The sequence below is a fragment of the Paenibacillus sp. yr247 genome (genome assembly GCF_900103825.1).
In the GTDB taxonomy this organism is placed as follows: Bacteria; Bacillota; Bacilli; order Paenibacillales; family NBRC-103111; genus Paenibacillus_E.
Genome location: NZ_FNIF01000025.1, coordinates 46785 through 67691, shown reverse-complemented (window position 1 = coordinate 67691; position 20907 = coordinate 46785). Strand labels below are relative to the sequence as shown.

Genomic DNA, 20907 nt, shown 5'->3' with positions numbered 1-20907 from the left:
TGCTTTCTTCCAACGCTTGGCGCATGCTTTTACACGTTGCTTTCCAATTATGTTTACATCAAAACCGTTTGATTCAAAGATTTCCCAAGGGGTTTTCCCCTCCATGTATTGATCGATGAACAACTGTTTAAATTCATCAGCATAGGTTATTGCTTTCTCACTTATCTTGACAACATATTTATTGGTTGATAATTTCATTCGGTCTTTTTCGTTAAAGATTTTTTTAGACATGATGTAATCCCCTCCGGTGCTTACTCTAGTATACAAAAAAAGGTACCCACAGTCTGAACACTTTTTCAAAGTGTCCAGACTATGGGTACCAGTGTAGATAAGTCACTCCAGAAGGAGTGGCTTTTTCTTCTTCATTCCTATAAAACGATAAAAAACATATAAAGATCGCTGCATATTTTCAGTAAAGATGTTCTTTATAAATTCCCATGCGCTTAGGAATTTCGTTTGTGTATTGGTGTATTATTCGATAGAACGGGACAATCCTCTACACGTTGCGCCTATAACGGTGTTGGTGATTTATCCATTTTTATTGACCATGAATACCGCGGTAAAGGAATTGGGAAAAGACTATTAATTGAGCTTGAATGTTTAGGTAAAGAGAATGATTTTATAATTTTGTTTTGTGAGCACTTATTCGACCTTAGATGGTGGTTTAATTCAGGGTTCCAATCTGTTTAGCTTCAATCAACCATACGTTTCCCTTTTCATCAGTTGCCAATAAGTCAATCGAGCCATCAATTTACTTCCTGTTACTTTTTTTGCTTTTAAGATAAATGAATTCCCCGACACTTATATGTCAGGGAATTCATGCTCTCATAATACAATTAAGTCACTAAGAGGTTAGAGGGTCATAGCTTAGACATTTTCAAATTCCTCCAATAGCACTGAACACAGCCTTAACCTTGTTCCCAAAATCCTCCCCAAACTTATTGTTTATATCAAGATTTATTGCTGTTTGGCTATTCCAAGAGAATTTTATAAGAATTCCAGGACAAACATTGAGTTTGTCATAATTTTTATCAAGGACTTTTTCTTGAATGACATCCCAGTCTTCCGGTGCAATTATTTTATCTTTTTCTAGAGTATCGAATAATTTGTTAAAGTCCGGCCTTTTAACCTGCTTTAAGTTTATATATTCTTTTTTCCAATAATCTAAATACTCATCAATCGATAACCGGCCATCGAACCATAGTAGGTTGCTGGAACGGTAAGATATGTGGAAATTCTTCGAAACCTCAAACCCTTGACTCATTAACTTATGCAACTTTTCAATATCTAGCTTTTCGAATGTTTCCCTAGCGGAATGCATCGTATCTCCTGCATACATCCATAAGTTAATGGTCCAATCAGATGACGATTTATGTGCATCTAATGCAATTTGTTTAACAGTCCTTTTTCCACTTTCAATATAATACTTCCAACCCCGATGATACTTAACTTCAGGATGGGTTCCTTGAATCTTATAATTCGCCATAGCAGTAACACAGCGCTTGATTAACAAATATGGATTATCCTTACAAACGCCAAAAGTTGTGTATGGATTTATCCACGAAAATTCGTTATCAACATATTCTATAAAATTTTCAATTAAAACTTTCTCGAGTCCGCTAACCATGTTGTTTTGAATCAAGGAATTTAAACCTGTGATCATACTTCTCCACGATAAACAGCAAGGTTTTTCGATTATTGTGATATCTGTATCCTCTGAAATGTTCGGATTAAGTTGCCCAAGCCAAATATGATCACGAGATGGTTTATTTTCAATAATAAATATCCAAGAAGGATTACAAAGGACTACACCATCATAGCGAGCCTTCCTATTGTCATTTTGAACCTTAACTTCCGATTTTAATTTATCATCGGATATGATAATCGAAACAAGAGTGCGACCTTCAACCATACTAGAGGTAAAGATGTCATTCGAATTCGATAACTGCGTGTATACCTCTACAACGCTAAAATCGCCATTAGCTATAGATTGAACACCATATTCTGACATTTCTTTGCTTATAGTTTCAAAGAACATGACTCGAACCATCGGAATATTCTTTAGAAGGATGAGAAAACTCCTTGTAAGTTCATCTTCATGATGATTTGATTTGTTCTTATAAGGGTTAAAGACATTTAGATGATCCAACTACCTCTATGCCCCCTTTATGTTAATTGTTTTGGATACTAATGCTAAGATCCGGATGGTCCAACAGCTTCACCTTCAGCTTACCGCGTGGCCCGATTCAACATAGGTTTATTCGGTATGTTTTACTAAACCAACAGCGAATTCAATTGCTCCAGCAAATTGCTTCCTCCGGTGAGCGAAATCACTTCGACTTTCGAGAACTCGAGTTCCTTTAAATCAGCAGATTGCCTTTTTATATTGAAGGATGTATTGTTTTATTATTTCCTCTTTATCACCTCTAGGCAAGGGATGATAGTAATCACCTTTCATGTTTTGATACCCAAAGTAGCAAAGCTTCGAATCCTCTATTCGCTCAATCCATTTCTTTTTAATTTTTTGTAAAGGATGGATTTTACTTAGTTGTTTACATCCCCAACCTAGTAATATCCACGGATGTCTATTTAATTCAGTTATAGGTGCAAGAGAATGTTCCAATTCAACAGTACCTTGCAATACTTTAGTTCTAAGGTGATCAATTGCATCTTCGGATTCTGGATTTCTGAGATTAAATAAATTATAGATCGTAAATACTCCATTAGGTTCACCCGGACTAATACGTTCAACGAATCGGGCAATTTGCTTCATGGTGTCATCGAGTTCTGCTTGGCCCTCATATATTCGCTTTTCTATCAGCTTCTGTTCAGTATATCCTAATGGCAACGAACTTCCGGGATTGAGTAGTAGACAGCATCCTAGGGACTCCGATGAATCGCCCCATATCATGCGAGTATTTGTTCTAAATATTAAAGTACCATTGACTTCAAATCGTGCTTGTACATTCATTTATATGTACTCATGAACTCCCCTCCATATATTCCACATTTTAACAACGAGTCAATTTTAACATACAAACGAGTCGGCAGTCTGTCATGGAATGTACATTCTTATATGCAAAATTAAATGGCTCGTTTACCGAGCCCGAAGAAATGTTGTTTCGTTGAACCGAGTTATTACTGTTGCGCTCCCCCAAGCAGCGAATTCAACTGCTCCAGCAGATTGCCCCCACTGGTAAGTGAAATCGTCCCAATTTTCTCTTAAATTCGAGGAACTCAAGTTCCTTTAACCAGAATAGATTCGATGTTGAGTTGACGTTATATTATTAAATCTTACATGACGCACTAAAGATTTCTTCCAACAGACTGGTGAAATTAGGCGATAACAAATCGCATTCCTTTAACTTGGCAGGGTAAAGAATAACGTCAATCGAATTAAAGGGGGGATTCAGATTTGTTTTTACTTTTCGAACCCCGGATAATCCGTTATCCTTTTCGTCTATTTCGGGTAATCCAAGTTGTGAAGTAAAAAAAACTATATCGTATTGCCCTCCCTTTGGATAGTCGATCCTTATTTTTAACATTTTATCACCAAAGTGTATTCCACCCCATTGCTTCCCTGTGGGAATCAATTCGGGATTAAGAATCAGTGACCTACTGAAATTAAAGATGAGTGATGTTGTTGATAAAAATAGTAATATCAAAGAGCGAATTTATATACGGGAGAAAAAGACAAATAAGACAAAAGATTTTCCAATTAGTACGGCTGCCAGCATGGCATTAAAAGAATACTTTGACGGACGAGAAGACTATTCATATGAGGATCCACTTTTTATTTCCCGAAAGCAGCACGCAGGTAAAGCTTCTTTACAACGGGATCAAGCATATAAGGTCATCAATAACGCAGCAAAATCCATCGGGATCAAGGATAGGATTGGGACCCATACACTACGGAAAACTTTTGGTTACCATGCTTATCAGTCAGGCGTAGACATTACATTGATTCAGAAGCTTCTCAATCACACAACTCCCAATACAACCTTACGGTATATTGGTATAACCCAAAACGATATGGAGGATGTGTATTTAAATTTGAATTTATAGCACATACGTTATTTTGAAAAGGTATATGTTTTAAGAGCTGGATTGTTTGACAATCCAGCTCTGTTTGAAAGAAGATATTAGGTAGAGATTATAAGTTTTACATGCTCATGAGAAGTGGCAACTGAATATCAACGTAATCATAAATCTGTATGTTTGTTTGTTAAAAGTTCCTTCGAATTATAAACTTAATATCCGTGCAATGACGATTGTGTCATTTGGGGTATAGTTAAACAAGACCAAATTATACCATTCCTCATTTTGAACACTTTCATATTAGATGCCATTTATTCCACTGTGGGAACAACACAGAGAAATAAAATTCGGGAAAATATATTCTTTAGATAAATTACGATTGTTTAAGGAAGGAATAAACATTAATTTTATTAAATCCGTTGCTCTTATATCCCATACATGAATATCTTTTGTTAATACAAATGCACCTATATCAATTTCATTTTCCTGATCTTCTTTGATTCTAGCCTCTTTTTTGCATGTATCTGTCGATCCGCAAGATATAGTGCTGGGATACCAACGGGATTATATCTTCCATGTGGTGAAATTCCGAGAGGCGGTGCCCACATCTCGCTTTCAATATAAGGAACATGACGGTTAATAAGAGCCGTGGCTAACATCACCTTAGCAATGTATATCATTTATTCTATCGCCGCTTCTCATCTTAATGTAATGATTTTTCAGGTGTATGCTCCTTTTTGCCGATGAGTTGAGCTACGTGCATTAGTACGTTTTGAACTTGTTCATCGTCAAGCATTTCGATCATCTTAAGTAACTGTTCTCTAGTAGTAATTGTGTTCCCCCCTTTAGTAACTAATTCCCCATTGTAAACATCCACTTGCCCTGTTATCTGAAATACTTTATTTACAATTAGCTGATCTGTAGGAATTTTCTTGTCCGCAAAAACTGGAATGTCCAACAGTCCACTGCTGTTAAAAACCGGTCGCTTTTTAACCAGATTAAACAACGCTTGTTCGACATTCATAAATAATAGCCTCTATTACTGAAATGACCGTTCTTCTGACGTTCATCAATACAAACGATTCAGAAAATCACGATACGAATCGGCAACGGGTTCGCACATACCGGACTCGTGCAGCCAGAGAATAACTGTCGGCTCCTGCACACCGGCCTTATATTCGAAACATATATAGTTACCGCATTCATCGCTCGCGAATGGAACGCATCCCGCCGGCAACCTGTCCCGAATCCACTCATATACGTCATACACATTAGATGGACATCGGCGGATGACCGGCAGGAAGGTCTTCACTGTATGGCCTAGCTTTGCCTCCGTGTCGAATCGATGTGGCCTCGGCCTTGCACCATGGTGGGCTAGCACGATGTCCACATAATACGCAGGTAGCCTCAACTTAAAAAAAACCTCCACTCGTTGCACATCTACCCGGTTGATGGGTACTTTATCAAACCGCCATTCCAGCGTCGCGTTCCGTGCGGCTGACTCATCGATGATTCGTTCCTCCTCCCCATAACGATCGGCCTCCCGTATGGGCTGACATCGCATGGATTTTCTCATCCACCAGCTCCATCCGTCCCGGCTGCTCCGAATGGTGCCATATATAGCCGTCCGGCGTCTCACCGGCCCGGATTTGCTCCAATTGCTGCTCCGTAAAGTCCGATGCGAGCTGCGGGTCATGCTGAACGGCCGCAGAGAGTTGATCGTTCATATAAGCAAACTGCGTTGCATCGGAATCCGTAAACATATCCTGCGGCAATTCTCCCGTATAAGCTTCGGTAAAATCGGGAAATATGCCTTCTACAACCTTTCCGTTCGGAAGCTCAACCGTCGTATCCTCATAATGAACCCCCGTATCCGGATGCTCAGCTCCTGCAAGATCCTCGTTGATCGTAGAAATGTGATGTACATCTGCATTCGCGTCCGATTCCATCAGATCGATGCTGCCAGCCGCATCATGGCCGAAACCGTCACCGTGATCAGCATCAGGTACATTCACATCTGCGTCTGAAGCATCCGCCACTCCATCAACACCGCCCACTACATCCAAGACGGATACTGCCAGTAAGCTCACTGCGGCAGCTTTGCCGAGATTTTTCAACGCGTCCTTGACGCGTTCCGTTTCCCCATCCTTGAAGCCGCTCACCACTTCGACTCCGTTTTTGGCAACGTAAACGATTCCCTGCCCGATTCCCTTTGCAGTAGTAGTCACTGCACCTCCGGCATTCTGCAGCCCCTCATCGATCTGATGCCGATCTCCCCGAATCAAGCCTACCCCGACATCGCAAACTCCGCTGGCGGCTTCGCCGAGAACCCGGCCCGTTTTGGCCGTCGCTTTTTCAACGCTGTCCCCGATTTCTTTCACATATTTGCTGCCTACAAGCTCGCCGACAACGCGAACACTACCGCCGATCACCTTTCCAGTGACAGCCCCTGCCATTTTACCCGTTCCTTTAAGAAACTTCATGTGCAGCACCTGCCATCATTTGATTGATCATGGACTTGTTTTCCCCGCAATAGTTACTAATCCGGTGCTCCAGTTCATCGATTTCGGATGCCGTATTGTTATGGCCTATCATTTCGACAAACTTGCTCTGCAGATGCGTGGCGTAGTCATCGTTCATCCTGCGAATCGAGGTAATAAGCTGCGGGATGATTCTTTGGGTGATTTCATGCTTCGCCGCCAGAAAAGCCTTCTCCAGTTCATTCTGAAAACGGCGTTTTTCCTGCTTAAAGCCGACCAGCTTAACTACCGCACCGGTTATAGCGCCTGCAATCAGCAGCGGAGGCAAATAGAAACTTGCAGCCGCTCCCAAACTGATCGAAGATGCGTAAGGCCCCAACCATGCTGCATAAGCCGTAAGAGCACCGCCCCAAGCGCCGGCAATGGCGGCTCCCTTTTTGGCACCATCTAGCACTAGGTCTTGACCGGACGAAAGCGTCTCAAACAACGACAAATTCAGCTTAATTTCTTCCTCGCGGGCAAATTCCTGAATTTGCTTTGTCTGTTTTTCCTGAATGAGATCAAGCGATTTTTGCCATTCCTCCTGCATAAATCGTTCCAAGCCTCGAATGACTTCCGTCAGTTCCCAATTTATTTTGTCAGTAGACAAATATCGCCGCATCAGTTCTTCGATTTGCTGTTTATCGTTTTTCCCGGAAAATAATTTCAAATCGTCGATCATCAAACGGATTTCTTTAACTTCATTTCGCAAAAAATCAACTTCGGCCCACTGCCGCAGCCGATCCTCCAGTTCTTGTTTGATCCGCCTGTTGTGATAGGCAATCTCCCGCTCATGCTCTCGGTTTTGCACTTTCAAAAAATGCAAAGACCGCAAGTAAGATTCGTGAAATACGAGATTTTTGCGAAACAGCGCATGAACGGACGATAAAATACTCGCCTCTTGGACCGTCTCGGCTTTTTGTTGAATTTGCCGTTCCAAATGATCGAGCAATACCGGATAACCCGATCGTGCCAGCAGCGTTTGGTCCCTGCTTCGAACAGCCGTGTTCGCATCATGGGCAGAGAGAGGAACGATCATCCGAACGTAATGCCCCAACTGATCAACCGCATATTGCACGAGCCGATCCGGGTCGCCTTCGATTTCATCAATGCGATTGATGACAAGGATTACCGGCTTGCCCATTTTCGCAACTCTGGCCAACGCTTCCTCCACGTCCGTCTGTCCCATATGGTTGGCATTCAACACCCAAAGCACAACGTCCGCTTCTTGCATGTATCCGTCGGTAAGCTCCGAATGCTGCGAAGTAACGGTTGCAAGCCCAGGCGTATCCACAATATGCAGCTTTTGCAGATTGGAAAGCGGGAAGCCCAGCCGAACCGAAGCACATGATGAGAAAAACGCCAGATCCCCGTGATGCTCCTTCAAGAGGCTATAGATTTCATTTGGTGTGCCTTTATAGGGAATACCTTCTTTTCTTTCAATGATTCCTGCGGGTCGATCGCTATGGTGGATGACAATAATAGAAGCTGTCGCTTCCTTCACGTTCACAGGTGAGACATCCGCGCCGACAAGCGTATTGATCAGCGTGGACTTACCGGCTTTTACCTCTCCCATGATCACCAGCTTCAAAGGATTGATTAGCTTTCTGGCGATCGTGTTGATATCTCTTTGAATGTCCTTCAGTTCCGATGTCAGTGCCTGAATCGGAAGGATTTTCCCCGAGGACTCATGTGTCAGTATCGGCGACTGTTGAAAAAACGTGGTTGCTTCACTTATCCGAGCCTTGGTGTTCATGCCGGTTTCCCCTCTCGATATAAATCATGAATAACGTCCTTTATGTGCAATTTCGGAACGGGATCTGTTATCGTTTCTTGAAGCTCCTGCAAGAACGCTTGAATTCGCTCTTTCTCGTTCCGCTGCCCATGCAGCAATGTATAGGTACGATTCCGAATCTCTTCCACTTGATTGAAAATACTCTCCAACTGCGCATTAACTATTGCCAATAGTTCTACCTCCAGCTTATCGATCATGCTGTCCAGCGTAGAACGCAAATCTTTTTTTATGCCCGGCATCTTCATCTTGAGCGCTATCCACTTCACCAAACCGAACGCACTGGCAATGCCTGCCAAGATGAGCCCCAGCGGACCGAGCAAAAAGCCGGCCGTGACCAACATCCCCGTACCCGATGCGAAGCTTAATCCGGATGTATCCAAGTCGATGTTTCCGGTTTCGAGCCATGAAGCCGCTTGATCACGAAGTACAATCGACAGCTGCCCGACAGTCAGATGTTCGTATTCTCTAAACACCGATTTCGGGGAATGGTATAGATAAAAGGCTTGAATCCTATCCGCGAATTTGCTCTGTAATTGAGGAAGTTCCTCACCTGTCAACTTATTCATGTCAAAAATGGACGATTCGATGTATGCCTTCTGCTCGCTTTCCTGATCAAAATCAAATAAACGCTCAGCCCTTGATTCAATATTCGGCAGCACCTTGGACTTATACCGATCCAGAAAGCGTTTGATGTCTTTTTTGATTTTGCTGGATAGCTCTTGATAAGCCTCACGGAATTCGTCCGCTAAGGTATCGAATTTTAGTCGGTCGCGCTCCAATCTGTCCTCGTACTCACTTCGCTCTTGACCAAAAAGATGGCAGACGTTCCACAGCCCCAGCGCCTTGCTCTCGGTCTGAATGACCTGCGCTTTAACCAAAAAACGCGATTGAATGATTTGCTGCAACCGAACAATTCCGCTTTGCTCCACGAGTGCACGGTCTCCGCTCATTATTCCGTCTAACGCTTCTTTCGCGGAAATCGGGACGATCTCTTGAAACAAGTCGCCAAACAAACCGTGAGCTTCTTTCACGATGGAGTCGACAGCGGCTTCGCCTCCCGTTTTGCGCACTTTGTCGATGGAGTTCAGAACGGCAATGATGTTGTTCGTTCGGCCTCCGATTTGGGCAATCGATTCGTTCAGCTCGTCCAGCATTTGCCGGGATTGTTGAGCGGATATTTTGGTCGCGTCCAAAAGCCAGATGACTCCGTCCGCCTTATGATAATAGTCTTGGATGCCGATCTTCATTTCGCCGATCAGATTTTGCACAAGCCCGGGCGTATCGACAAGCCGAAAATGCCGCAGAAGCGCATTTCGGGGAACGAGCCAACGCACCTCCATGACATCGGACTTATAAAGCATCTTATCGTAAAGCAGCTTCTTCAACTCTTCCTTCTCTTCGATCGTGTGAAGTTCAGCCGCCTGCTTTCGGAACTCTTCATTCGCCGTTTTGGACGATTGCTCCCGCTTCTTCTCTTCCTCGGCCAGAAACGCTTTGCACGTGTCGACCGGCATCACCTGAATCCGGCCGTCTCGGTACTTGATGAAGGCCGTATGCATCGACTCGCTGCCCTCGAAAACATCAATTTTCCACGTTTTCGGTAAAACATCCATCTCTGCCGCTTTCTGTTCCAACAACGCATTAAGTAGCGTCGACTTCCCATACTTCCCCATCCCCATGACAAAAAGCGTAAACGGCTGTTCCATACCTTCCGATAATTGCCCGATCTGAACGGAGGCATTCCACGCAGAATTCGTAAATTGCCGCAAAAGAGAAGCATTGTCGAACTCCGGCAATTGCCGAAGGCGGTCAGCCTTTCCCGAAATATCCATCGCACACGTTCGAATACCAAGTTGAAGTTGCAGTCGGGTTCTTTGGTAATACATATCCCGTACTTTCTCAAAGAGATGCTGAGCTCTTTGCTCGAGCGATTGCTGCGCCATGTCGCTGCCCCTCATTTCTTCAGATAAAGTGCTACAGCAGCCCCAATGGTCACGAGCAATTCCATTCCGACAAGCCAGTATAACGTCTTGCGGAACTTATGTTGTCTGTACTGCTCCTGACTGAACAGGTTCGTGAATTCTAGCAGCTTCTCTTGCAAAAACAATCGGTTGGTATCGCCAATGTCCCGCACGTATGACTTCATAAAGATGTGCTGTTCCTGACTCAGCCTTATCGTTTCCTTGTGCGCTGCAACGGCTTCATCCGATAGCTTCTGATGAGCATGCATCAACTTCTCGTCGACAGCATCAATTCGTTTATGAACGTCTGCAAACTGGTCAGCATTCTGCCGCAAAAAATCTTCAAGCTTCTGCACCGAAAATTGAAGCCGCTCCGCGATACCCGGCAGCTTGGCCCCAGCCTGTTTAATCGTTTCTTCGCTGCGTTTGACCTCCTGCAGGACGCTTTGTTTGGAAATTTCCGTTGTAATGTCCGTAATCAGGTTTTTAAATTCATCCGCCAAGGACGTGGAAGAGTTCTGTACTGTCATTTGGAAGGCCTCCGACCATGATTTTTGATAGTTTATGCAAAATAAAAATGCACAAGATTATAATGTCTATTCAACACGGTCCCTTGGGTCAATAAGACGATTTGGTTGAGCTAGTTCAAGAACACCGCTTTAAAAATGGCGATAATGGCAGTTATACCCACGATAACAAGTAGCGCCAATGAAATATACATGAATGGTCCAATTATTAACGATAGCAGAAATGTTACTCCGGAGGAAAATAAACAAAACATTCCCACCTTTCCATTCAGCTCCATATAGTCTATTCTGCTTTTGAGAAAGCCAAAAGCCACTAACACGATAATAATTCCGATGATGAAAGGCATGCTGCTGCTCCTTTTATACAAAATAGATGAGATGCAAAAATAAGAATAAAATGCCCCCGATGAAACCGCCTACTAGCGAGCCGTTAATTCGAATCCGTTGCAAATCTTCCCCAACCTTTTCTTGCACGAACGATACCAACCGGTCTTTGGTGAAAGATGTCAAGGTTTCGCGAACAATTTGACCGATAAGATGATGTTCCATTTCAATTACTTTCCGGAGAAATTGCTGTGCATACTCTTCCAGCCAATCCTTCATGACTTCATCGTTCTTAAATGTATTCCAATATCTCCGGATTGCCTCTCCCCCCCAGTCTCTGATATCAGTACTTTGCAGCGGCAGGTCCTTTACCGTTACATACATCAGGTCCTTATCATTCTGTAAAAAATCGATTAATGTTTTTATAAATGACTCGATTGGATAGGCAAATGACGTATGGTCCAATACTTGTTGCTTCCAAGTATCAATTGCTTGTGAAAGATCGGACCGGCCATCCAAATTCCTCGCCAAACGCCCAAGCATATCGATTACGAGCAATCGGAGCTCATGATCCGAACGGCTCAAGTCGTTCACGAACTCGATAAGGTCATCATAAATAGCTTCGACTGCATCATCAATGTTTACAGAATTCGTTGTTTCAGCGAATTTATATATAGCCTTTTTGGCAACTTTAGAAAAGATATTGCCTTCATTTACTCTGTTGTCTATCTCGAGTTCCAATACTTTTCGAATCTCGAGCTTTATGGAGGGACTTGAAATTTGTTGACGGCATAAATCAATCAGGTAATCCAAACCCTTATTTATTTCACCTCTATCAAGCGCCAAAGTTAAAAAATTACCAGCAAAAGGCGAAACGTCTGTTTTTCGAAGCCAGTTAATAAGCTGCAACTCAAACGTTTGCGCGGTTTTGGTGATGTCGAGCTGAGAGAGCAAACCCGTTATCCATTTCCATCCTTGCTCCGACAAGTCGTTACCCTTGTTTTTATGCTCGACCCATTGTATCAGGGTATTTACGATATGGAACTGGGCGAGCTTGTCCTTGATCGCTTCCCGGTTGAGCAGTTCCTTCTCGACCATGCTGACAATACCATCGATTAGCTTATTCCGGTTGGTCGGGATTATTGCCGTATGGGGAAACGGCAGTCCCATTGGCCGTTTAAATAAAGCCGTGACTGCGAACAAATCCGCCAAACCGCCGACCAATCCAGCTTCCGCCATAAATATAAGAAGCTTGGTCCACCACTGATCCGGGAAGTGATGCGTCAAATAAACCGAGACAATAAAGAGTACTGTTACAAGCAGCAGCGTCAGATGAGCCTTTGTTTTCATATTCATCATGATATCAACTGCTCCGTTATCGTTTTTACAATAAAAAGTATAATCCCTACAAGTGCCCCGACGACAGTGCCGTTCAATCGTATGTATTGCAAATCCTTACCCGCCTTATCTTCAATGTATCTTACCAATTCTTGTTCGGTGAATGCATTTAATTTCTCCCAAACAAATTGGCCAATTTGATCATGCTCTTCTTCGATCCATATCATTGCTTTATCTTTGAACCAACGATCCAATTGGTCTAGTTTGACAGAGTCATCTTGTAACTTATGTAATCCCTCATCCAGCATGGAGTTGAGCCATGGGAATGGAATTTCTCCTATCTCCGAGGCTGCAGCTACCTGCCGATACCCTTCCAGCCATTCCTGTAAAACAGCATCCAATTCGATTCTTTTCTGGAACGAATGTATGAGATTGAGCTTCATCTGCTCTACCCGATATCGAAGCAATTCGTCTTTACGCAACTGTATAATAATAGCTCCAATCCAGTTGCTCAGCTGTTTGCGAAACGGATGGGAAGGTGAACGAAAGTTTTCCAACTGGTCAGCCAACCAGCTCTGAACCTTACCACTATAGCTATCGGCCTTAATCCCCATGATGTTATTGACGGCTTTTTTCCTCCAACTTCCTGACTCGTAAGAGTGAAGTACCGCTTCAATCAATTCCTCCAGAATGGAGCGGAATTCCTGAGATTTAATAATTTTTATCAGTTCATCCGTTAGGAAATGAAGGATGCGCTCGTCATAGCGGTGCCGTATTGACCATTCGCCGATATCGGCTATTATATCCGACATTTGTATTGCTCCAGCATGCTCGAGAATAAACGACTCCACCGATTTGACCATCTCCGGAAGATCCATCTTTGTCAAAATATCTGAAGCTAGTCGTTGCAAGATGGAACCGACATCACCCTTTCCTCCGTGATAATTCAAATAGGTCAGAATAACCTCTGTAAAACGATAATTGTTTAACTTTTCCCGTAAACTCTCAACGGTCAGCAGTTCATTCTGCACCATATTGACTAGCTCACGCAAAAAGCGCTCACGATTTTTGGAAATAATCCGTGTGCCCATTTTTTCAGGCCACTTGATTCCCAACGGATTACGAAAGAGTGCGCTTACTGCGAACGAATCGGCCAATCCTCCGACGGTAGCGGCACTGAATCCGATGAAGCAATACTGACCCCAGAGATGCTGCTGGAACGGGTATGTCGCAATCGAGCCGATAAAAGAGAATGCAATTAAGCTATCTGCAGCGGTTTTAGTCGATAGTTTGAACATGTCATTTTTTTCTCCTAATTTTTTCAAGTTAATATCCTTAGCAAACATTGGGTAGGTCCCTAGTAGGTAATAATACGCAACTTTCTTATTATATATAGAATCGAGGAAGAAAAATGTCGACTCTTGTCGAATTTAATATAAAAAGAGAATTAATTATTAAGGGTGGATCTGCTTGTTTCGACTCCTCCCAGTATAAATGATGAATGGTTATCTAACCGGAGAAACCAGGTAATGTTGCAACTGGATTGTCCAACTTGACGGTATCGCGAAATAAAGCCATATCGAGCAATCGCCTTGATGCTAAAACCTGTAGTTCTCATATAATAAATTAACAACCCGATCATTACTGATCGGGTTGTTATCTGCAATGTAGAACACCTTTATACTAGAATCGGCCTTCTCCATCTGCAGACTCGAATCAATCTCTTCCCCGAGCGTTCCTCTACTTCGAAAACATCGCCCGTTTACCGCTTCTATCAAATCGTAACCTTCACGATCAGCACCTTAAAGGTGCCGCCATGGCCCGATCGTGGCATGGCATAGTGCCGCCAGGTACGTACCTTATAGTTCAAGCGGTGCCTCCCTCGTTGCTGCAGTCCCGTCGCTGGCAAGCTTGCTCCACTCAAGGGTGCCTCGCAAACGGACCCCGTCATGTAGCCGGAACCGTCGGTCGACTGTGCCCGCTTGCTGATTCGCTTTTTCCGCAGCAAAGCCATGTCCTCTTTCTGCACCCATGATAACATTTTCGGGAGTACAACATTCCGTTACTAAAAACTCCAGAAACTATGCCGGTAACACTGTGTCCTTTGGAAAATTCATAGGCATCGCATAGCTGCTCGGTTTGCTGGCATAACGATGAGCAGTAGTCACTTTGGGTCTCTATATAGTGTCAATTAATATGTCTCCTTTGGAAAAATTTCACCCAAACTAGAGATTATAATAATAGAATTTCAAATTTATAGAAGTTAAGAGTACTCTTAACAGAACTTAATTACTTACATTAAGGTAATAATGCTTAGAACAACTCAGTGTATGATTGGACTCAAGAGGATAATTCCAGCTATACTATCTTGTAGACATACTGCCTTATCCTTAATTACATATCCTTCTCTCCCACTTCCGAGTATTAGTTTTTTTTGACTCAAAATCTCAATGAGAACCTCTATTGAACTTCTTGTTTCAGTTGGTCTTGTTAAGTGAGTTAGAAATGCTGAAATATCTGATCTACTACGTATTCTCATTCCTCTAATTTTTCGATTGTACATTAGAAAATACCTTCTATTCTGTCCGAATTCAAAAATATAGTGCTGCAAGAATCTCACTATTTCAAGTGACTACATACCTGGAGTAAGATATATTCTACACAACATCTTTATATCCCTCCAAAATATAACAAAAATTTTCCAAGAAATTCTCATGAGACTCCTACTAAAGTCATAATAGCGATTATGAGACTATATTTACAACACCACTTTATCACCAAATGTTATCTTAAGATCAATGAGCCCAATAACGAGACATGGTTTTTATTATTTGGAACATACATAAATGCACCGTTTCACGAAACATAAAAAAACTGCGCCGCTGGCGCAGGAGTTCGCTATTGTTTATTTTTCGTGATTAATACTATTGAAAAAGTTCACTGTTTTGATGATGGATTCTCTAGCCAAGAATTAATCGCCTCTCTATGAAATAAAATCCTTCTTCTTATCCTTACATAAGGGACTTGATTTTCCCGTACCATGGTATATATACAATCCGTAGAAACTCCTAGGTAACTAGATAATTCAACAACAGAAAATACAGCTTTTAATTGGCCGCTTTCTTGCCGATGGACATTAACTTCGGTCGGCGTTCCATAAGATACAACTTTGTTTTGTTGGTTTTCTTCATCTGATTCGACCATTAACTTCTCTTCCAATTCTAATAATCTCTTTAATAAATTGATTCTCATCAAAACATATTCCCTCATTACAAAATCTCCTTTCAACAATTATGACTATATTTTTCACCGAACAAATCAGTGCCCATCAAATCCTATTGCAAATTTTAATAAATAATAGTATAAACAAGATGCGAGACACCTCTACTCGCGCCCGTTCCTCTCGGGCTGAGCACGACTCCAGGTCAAAAGGACGCATCCCATATGCGCTGGTTGGTTATGTCCCCTATGACGCATGACCATTTATGAATGTTGCCAAATGGTAGCGGTAACAAGAGAAGGTTAAATTTACATTACGAAGTAAACCTTGCCCTGAGTATTTCACTTTTCAAAAAAGGGGACCAACTGGTTTATTTGTTATGGACTTTTACTCCTGGTCGACATTTTCATTTTACCCCTTAGAGTTGAGTCATTGACCAAAACTTGGTCTGACACTAATTTGAATAGTAATTTGAAACGGGACACTATGCAGCTGAGCAGAGTGTTTTTTGCTTTGTTCTGTAAAATAAATCTGAAGGTGGTTCATTAGTAACAAGTATTTCCAGATTTCATTCAGTTTCACTTTTTTTTAGTTCGACTAAGAGTTTCTACGTGATGCATCAAATTACAATATCATAGTTATTGGTGATGAATATATGACATTTGATCCGGTAATGTATAAAACAAATCGCAGCGCAGTATACGAGCACTATAACGTATACTTAAGTGAATCCCAAAATTTCAACTCCATACAAAGCGTATTGGTAGAATCAAGAAATAAGATTCTTAGTCTTTGGCATTATGAACTGCTGATTCTGCAAAGCTCCATCGAGCAGTGGCAGACGCTGATGAACGATCCCAGTCTTAATTTCAGACGCGGATTATGTGCAAAGCTCCTCAAACTCGAAAGGGCAGCTATCATGGATGAGCTAGACTTATCAAATGGTGCAGTTAGCAATCTATTTAATGAATCTACAAAGCCAAATTGGCCGCGGCCATTTCAACTTAGCGTTCTTTTCGAGCACCCGTGGCAGCTTGTCAATTATGAATCTCCTGATCCTTATTCTTATCTTGAATCTCCAGAGTATTTTGAGGAAAGAGTTTCAAAAAAAATGTACCTTCAAGATCTTGTTAATGAAAGATCAAAAGTAACAAGCATTCGCGGTTATGTTATTCTTGATGCTCCAAAGCTATTCTTACAAGAGTCAAATGCAGTTACTGGCCGTTGGGTTACTACTTATCCAGAATTCGATTATTTTGAATTTCATCTCAATAGCGAACCATTAGTAAATAATGTGCTTCGTAAAGGCCTTCAAGAACTATTTCCGTTGGCTAAACATGTTATCACCACTTATCGTCCCTTTAAACCGTTAACTAAACGATCGCTGTGGGTCATCGTTCCAAAGAATGAAAACCTGCCTTCGTACGCAGGAATGCTTCATGAACTAAAGGAATATCGGGAGCACACAGAGTATCACAGACTTAGATAAGATATAATTCGTTCTCGAATGCAAGTTTAGTTGAACTAAGAAATTAAGACCCCCTGTCCATTCATGTTAACGCTATTAGCAATAGGACATGAATGGAGGAAATCCCAAATGAAAAATCCCAAAAATACACCCCCTTCGAATCACATTCCTCTCCAGAGCGATGCCCTGGATACCCAAGAATCTTTTCTGCAGAATAATTATTTTGCCGAAAAGATTCTTGACCTTCCAGGTATGCTTCCCCCTCAAAGTGACGATCATGATATTAGAAAGATCACACGGGAGAAGGTGGAAGAGATGCTGTACGCTAGTAAACTTCAAGAAGTTCAAGTTACTCCTGAACACCGACCTGGTCCGACAGGTATTAATCCTTGGATATTGGAAAATAAGGTCAAGGAAGAGATCGGATCCAGACTATTACGAGAATACTTAGCCAAGTCTGTGCACCTTGCCCCTTCTACTTTTTATAAGCTTTACGCCTCTATAAATAATCTGTTGCGTCATATAGCCGGAATTCATCACATCAATCCTTTGCAAGTTCAAGATGAACACCTCCTTGAACCGGATATCTATGAGCGCATTCTAAAGTCTCCGTTACGTCCACCTGTGAACCGAAAACTCGTTCAAAACTTATTAAACACTCTAAATCAGGAACCGATAGTTGAACTGGCCACTCCTGCAACTCGGGTAACAAATGAAGTTCATCGGAAATTGCAGCAGTATCAACTATATCTGCAGCAAAAAGGTTACTCCAATGAATACACCCGACATTGCGTCGCAAACGTTCGTGAAATGCTTACTTGGCTTTGTAGCAATATACGAGAATTTGCAGGTCTATCCCCTCTAGCCATCTCAATTTTTAAGATTAAGAATGAGCACTTGTTAGAATACCGATCGTTCATGCTCAAACAAGTACAGACTGGCATTTACAGCCCCATTACATTTAGTCATGTGATTTCATCGATTCGGTCGTTTTATAAATACTTGCAGGAACAGCATGGCTACATACCTCCGCTTCAGCGTTTTCGGGCTATCAAGGCACCTCGTTATAAAGCCAGGGAGCTACCAAATGATGAGCAGATCAAGTCGTTTTTTCAAGTGGTAGATCAATACGCAAAGGACCCAGTTCGAGAACAAATCGGGTATCGGCTACTAGTAGAGCTGGGGCTGCGCTTATCTGAAGCTGGCCGAGTCACTTGGGGAGATATTAACCTGGAGGTTCGTACAATTGCAATCCACAGTAAAGGAAAACGAAGTCACACTCTCCCACTTGTGGGAAAACTGTATCACTGTTTACAACAAGCAAGAAATCAACAGCCTTCTCATGAGCTTATTCTGGGAAAAAGATCCGCTTCGATTGTCGATCAGCTTTATCGATCTTTTAAATGGTACGCATTGATTGCCGGCTGGCCGTTTCCAGGCGGAGTCCACTTTTTTCGTCATATCTTCATTACTCGGCTCACTCACAAAAAAGTTTTGCCGCAAACACTTAAGGAATTAGCTCGAGTGGCAGAATTAGATACCGTCAGTTTGTACATGCACTTGGGTCAACAAAATCAATATTTAACAAATCAAATTAATTTATTAAGTTATGACCAATAAGGAGGATTTCATATGCCTATATTTGATGATGCTGTCCATAACCAAGTAAAACTTGAAAAGGAGCTAACTGAGCTTGTTGAACAATTCGGTCCTCTCTCGCTTCAACAAGTGTTACATCAACTGCACATTATCCCGGCCACGTCGAGCTCAGATCAGGATCATGGGAATGTTGACATTCTCATAGAAGATGCAGTAACACATTATTTTAACAGCGACGCTTTTCTAAGTCTGGAGAAATCATCCCAAAAGGTGTACCGTTACGAAATGGACATGTATATGCGGTACTGCAGTAACCAAAAGGGACCCAATCCTTCCATCAAGGAGGTTTCTTCCGCGATCTTTTTAATGAAATACTTAGCCCCCGTACAAAAACTGAATACCCGAAATAAAAAGGCGGCATTCTTAAAAAGTTTCCTGTCTGAAACGTATGAACATTTCTGGAACAGTAATATTGAGAAATTAAAACGGGCGCTTTCCAATAAAGTCGAACGAAATCAAGAACCAAAAGCATTTAAGAAGGAACAGTTGGACGAAATCCTCTGCCTAACGCGGCTAGGTCGGGAAGCTCATCGAAATTTCACTATTCTATGGTCGTTCTTAGGTTCCGGGATCCGCTTAACTGAACTATGTAGCCTCCAAGTATGTGATCTTATACCAACTCGCCAAGAAATCATGGTTCGTGGAAAAGGCAAAAAAGGATATAAACAACCTAGTAAGATGACGAAATCCTCATTTGATACCCTATCCTCGTATGTAAACTTTCGTTATGGTGGTATTACCCAATTACCTGACTACAGTGAACGATACATTTTCTCCGATGACAAGGGGATAACTCCACTTCATGAAAGCACCGTACAAAAGATGTTTTCAACTTTGATTGCTGAAGCCACAACGATTCCCACGTGTGATAAGAAACCTTATCAACTATCGGTACATTCTCTTAGACATTCGTTTGCTCTGTATTTGCTGGAGTCTGGCGTTAATATCTATACCATCAAAGAGCTCATGCGTCATGCTTGGTTAAGTTCAACCGAAGTATATTTAAAGCTTTTTGACAGTATGCTGCTGAGCGCCATTGACAAACATCCCCTTGCCCAAATCAAAGTCATTAATTTTTAAAACAGGAGGAGCTATATGAAAGGTTTTCTGCTTCAGTCCCATTATGTTCAATTTTGGATTGACCATTTTTCATTAAGCAAAAATACTAAACATAAGTATTTTAATGCGCTCGAACGCTTCGAAGCTTTCCTACTGCAGGAAGGCTTCGAAGGGGATCTTAATTTCGACCAATTTCATGCAAGCCGGGATCACCCTGACCGTTATCTTCCGATTAAACGATCTGTCATTGATCGTTTTTTCCAATATTTATTAAATCAAGATCGCATGACCGACAGCTTACTGTCAGCCACCATAACAGCACTAAAACATTTTTTCGGGTTCCTCTTTGATATGGATCTTATCTCAGATAACCCTTTACTTGGTTATCCCACTCCAAAATATGAAAGACCCATTCAGAACACGGCCTTATCGATGGAGGAGTGTAAACTGCTGCTTAAGTCTGCAATAAAACGAGACCCTTTTTACAGGCAGGAATTTATTTTGATCTGGTTCATGATCCTTACGGGACTTCGTATTTCTGAGGTTCGTGCTCTTCGGTGTTCAAGAGTAAGTCTAGACACCAGAATTGTACATGTTAGTGAAGGCCATAAGACGACTATCCGACCTGTAGCTATTTCACAAGATCTGGCGAATGAAATCGCGCGTTACATCGATCACCCAATCTATCAAAAAGGGGCGAACCAAGGGGATGAATTTTTATTTCATGATCTTGGAGGGAAATTTTCCTATGAGAGAGTAGTCAAAATATTAAAAGAATGTTCAACAGAGGCTGGGTTAAAACGTAAAGTAAGACCACATGACCTTAGAAGGACAACAGGATATCTCATGCAAGTTAGCGGTTCTAGTATGATTGATATTCAACATCAACTAGGCCATGAAAAATTAGCTACAACCCTACGTTATGTGCCTCCACTAATTGATTTAGCTAAAATTTTAGAAGATGAGTGAGGGAGGCCGATTTAAATTTCACAGTTCCTG

The 20907-nt window shown here is 42.0% G+C and carries 20 protein-coding genes; 6 read left to right on the top strand and 14 right to left on the bottom strand.

The window, feature by feature from the left end:
• A partial coding sequence (locus tag BLT91_RS25340; protein ID WP_368086855.1) for an HTH domain-containing protein occupies positions 1 to 231 on the bottom strand: 231 nt, incomplete at its 3' end.
• Positions 232 to 456: 225 nt separating this feature from the next.
• On the opposite strand from BLT91_RS25340, the gene BLT91_RS34020 reads away from it, so the two are divergent.
• Entirely contained in the window at positions 457 to 690 is a 234-nt protein-coding gene (locus BLT91_RS34020) for a GNAT family N-acetyltransferase (RefSeq protein WP_090826370.1), read from the top strand.
• A gap of 187 nt (positions 691 to 877) precedes the next feature.
• On the opposite strand, the gene BLT91_RS25330 is transcribed toward BLT91_RS34020, so the two are convergent.
• Together BLT91_RS25330 and BLT91_RS25325 are read right to left on the bottom strand one after the other, a co-directional pair.
• A complete protein-coding gene (locus BLT91_RS25330; protein ID WP_090826367.1) occupies positions 878 to 2149 on the bottom strand; it encodes a hypothetical protein in 1272 nt (423 codons plus the stop codon).
• Between the two features lie 216 nt (positions 2150 to 2365).
• A complete protein-coding gene (locus BLT91_RS25325) occupies positions 2366 to 2971 on the bottom strand; it encodes a DUF1643 domain-containing protein (protein WP_090826361.1) in 606 nt (201 codons plus the stop codon).
• A gap of 611 nt (positions 2972 to 3582) precedes the next feature.
• Here BLT91_RS25325 and BLT91_RS25315 point away from each other — a divergent pair.
• The gene (locus BLT91_RS25315; protein ID WP_302847552.1) at positions 3583 to 4065 is read left to right on the top strand and encodes a tyrosine-type recombinase/integrase; all 483 of its coding nucleotides are present in this window, start codon (positions 3583 to 3585) and stop codon (positions 4063 to 4065) included.
• Between the two features lie 676 nt (positions 4066 to 4741).
• Here BLT91_RS25315 and BLT91_RS25305 read toward each other — a convergent pair.
• The 11 genes from BLT91_RS25305 to BLT91_RS34015 all read right to left on the bottom strand — a co-directional run bounded on the left by BLT91_RS25305 (position 4742) and on the right by BLT91_RS34015 (position 15772).
• Positions 4742 to 5062, bottom strand: coding sequence for a hypothetical protein (locus tag BLT91_RS25305; protein WP_090826347.1), 321 nt, complete (start codon positions 5060 to 5062; stop codon positions 4742 to 4744).
• Positions 5063 to 5107: 45 nt separating this feature from the next.
• Entirely contained in the window at positions 5108 to 5614 is a 507-nt protein-coding gene (locus tag BLT91_RS25300) for an SMI1/KNR4 family protein (protein ID WP_090826344.1), read from the bottom strand.
• Positions 5541 to 6521, bottom strand: coding sequence for an HNH endonuclease (locus tag BLT91_RS25295; RefSeq protein WP_090826340.1), 981 nt, complete (start codon positions 6519 to 6521; stop codon positions 5541 to 5543). Before BLT91_RS25295 ends, BLT91_RS25300 begins: the two co-directional genes overlap by 74 nt.
• The gene (locus tag BLT91_RS25290) at positions 6508 to 8313 is read right to left on the bottom strand and encodes a dynamin family protein (RefSeq protein ID WP_090826336.1); all 1806 of its coding nucleotides are present in this window, start codon (positions 8311 to 8313) and stop codon (positions 6508 to 6510) included. Before BLT91_RS25290 ends, BLT91_RS25295 begins: the two co-directional genes overlap by 14 nt.
• A complete protein-coding gene (locus BLT91_RS25285; RefSeq protein ID WP_175532524.1) occupies positions 8310 to 10295 on the bottom strand; it encodes a dynamin family protein in 1986 nt (661 codons plus the stop codon). The genes BLT91_RS25290 and BLT91_RS25285 overlap by 4 nt, the downstream gene beginning before the upstream one ends.
• 11 nt (positions 10296 to 10306) lie before the next feature.
• Entirely contained in the window at positions 10307 to 10843 is a 537-nt protein-coding gene (locus BLT91_RS25280; RefSeq protein WP_090826327.1) for a hypothetical protein, read from the bottom strand.
• A gap of 110 nt (positions 10844 to 10953) precedes the next feature.
• Positions 10954 to 11187, bottom strand: a complete 234-nt coding sequence (locus BLT91_RS25275; protein ID WP_090826325.1) for a hypothetical protein — start codon at positions 11185 to 11187, stop codon at positions 10954 to 10956.
• A gap of 13 nt (positions 11188 to 11200) precedes the next feature.
• A complete protein-coding gene (locus tag BLT91_RS25270; protein ID WP_090826322.1) occupies positions 11201 to 12523 on the bottom strand; it encodes a DUF445 domain-containing protein in 1323 nt (440 codons plus the stop codon).
• Positions 12520 to 13800, bottom strand: a complete 1281-nt coding sequence (locus BLT91_RS25265) for a DUF445 domain-containing protein (protein WP_175532523.1) — start codon at positions 13798 to 13800, stop codon at positions 12520 to 12522. Before BLT91_RS25265 ends, BLT91_RS25270 begins: the two co-directional genes overlap by 4 nt.
• Positions 13801 to 14361: 561 nt before the next feature.
• A complete protein-coding gene (locus tag BLT91_RS32000; RefSeq protein WP_175532522.1) occupies positions 14362 to 14535 on the bottom strand; it encodes a hypothetical protein in 174 nt (57 codons plus the stop codon).
• A gap of 904 nt (positions 14536 to 15439) precedes the next feature.
• Positions 15440 to 15772, bottom strand: a complete 333-nt coding sequence (locus BLT91_RS34015; RefSeq protein ID WP_368086856.1) for a helix-turn-helix domain-containing protein — start codon at positions 15770 to 15772, stop codon at positions 15440 to 15442.
• 605 nt (positions 15773 to 16377) lie between these two features.
• Between BLT91_RS34015 and BLT91_RS25240 the strand changes: the two genes are divergently transcribed.
• The 4 genes from BLT91_RS25240 to BLT91_RS25225 all read left to right on the top strand — a co-directional run bounded on the left by BLT91_RS25240 (position 16378) and on the right by BLT91_RS25225 (position 20877).
• Positions 16378 to 17211, top strand: coding sequence for a hypothetical protein (locus BLT91_RS25240; protein WP_090826307.1), 834 nt, complete (start codon positions 16378 to 16380; stop codon positions 17209 to 17211).
• A 108-nt stretch (positions 17212 to 17319) separates the two neighbouring features.
• On the top strand, positions 17320 to 18810 hold the full coding sequence (locus BLT91_RS25235; RefSeq protein WP_175532521.1) for a tyrosine-type recombinase/integrase: 1491 nt from the start codon (positions 17320 to 17322) through the stop codon (positions 18808 to 18810).
• Between the two features lie 12 nt (positions 18811 to 18822).
• Positions 18823 to 19929 (top strand): tyrosine-type recombinase/integrase, encoded by a 1107-nt coding sequence (locus tag BLT91_RS25230; protein WP_090826301.1) that lies wholly within the window; start codon positions 18823 to 18825, stop codon positions 19927 to 19929.
• Between the two features lie 15 nt (positions 19930 to 19944).
• The gene (locus tag BLT91_RS25225; protein WP_090826298.1) at positions 19945 to 20877 is read left to right on the top strand and encodes a tyrosine-type recombinase/integrase; all 933 of its coding nucleotides are present in this window, start codon (positions 19945 to 19947) and stop codon (positions 20875 to 20877) included.
• Positions 20878 to 20907: the final 30 nt, after the last annotated feature.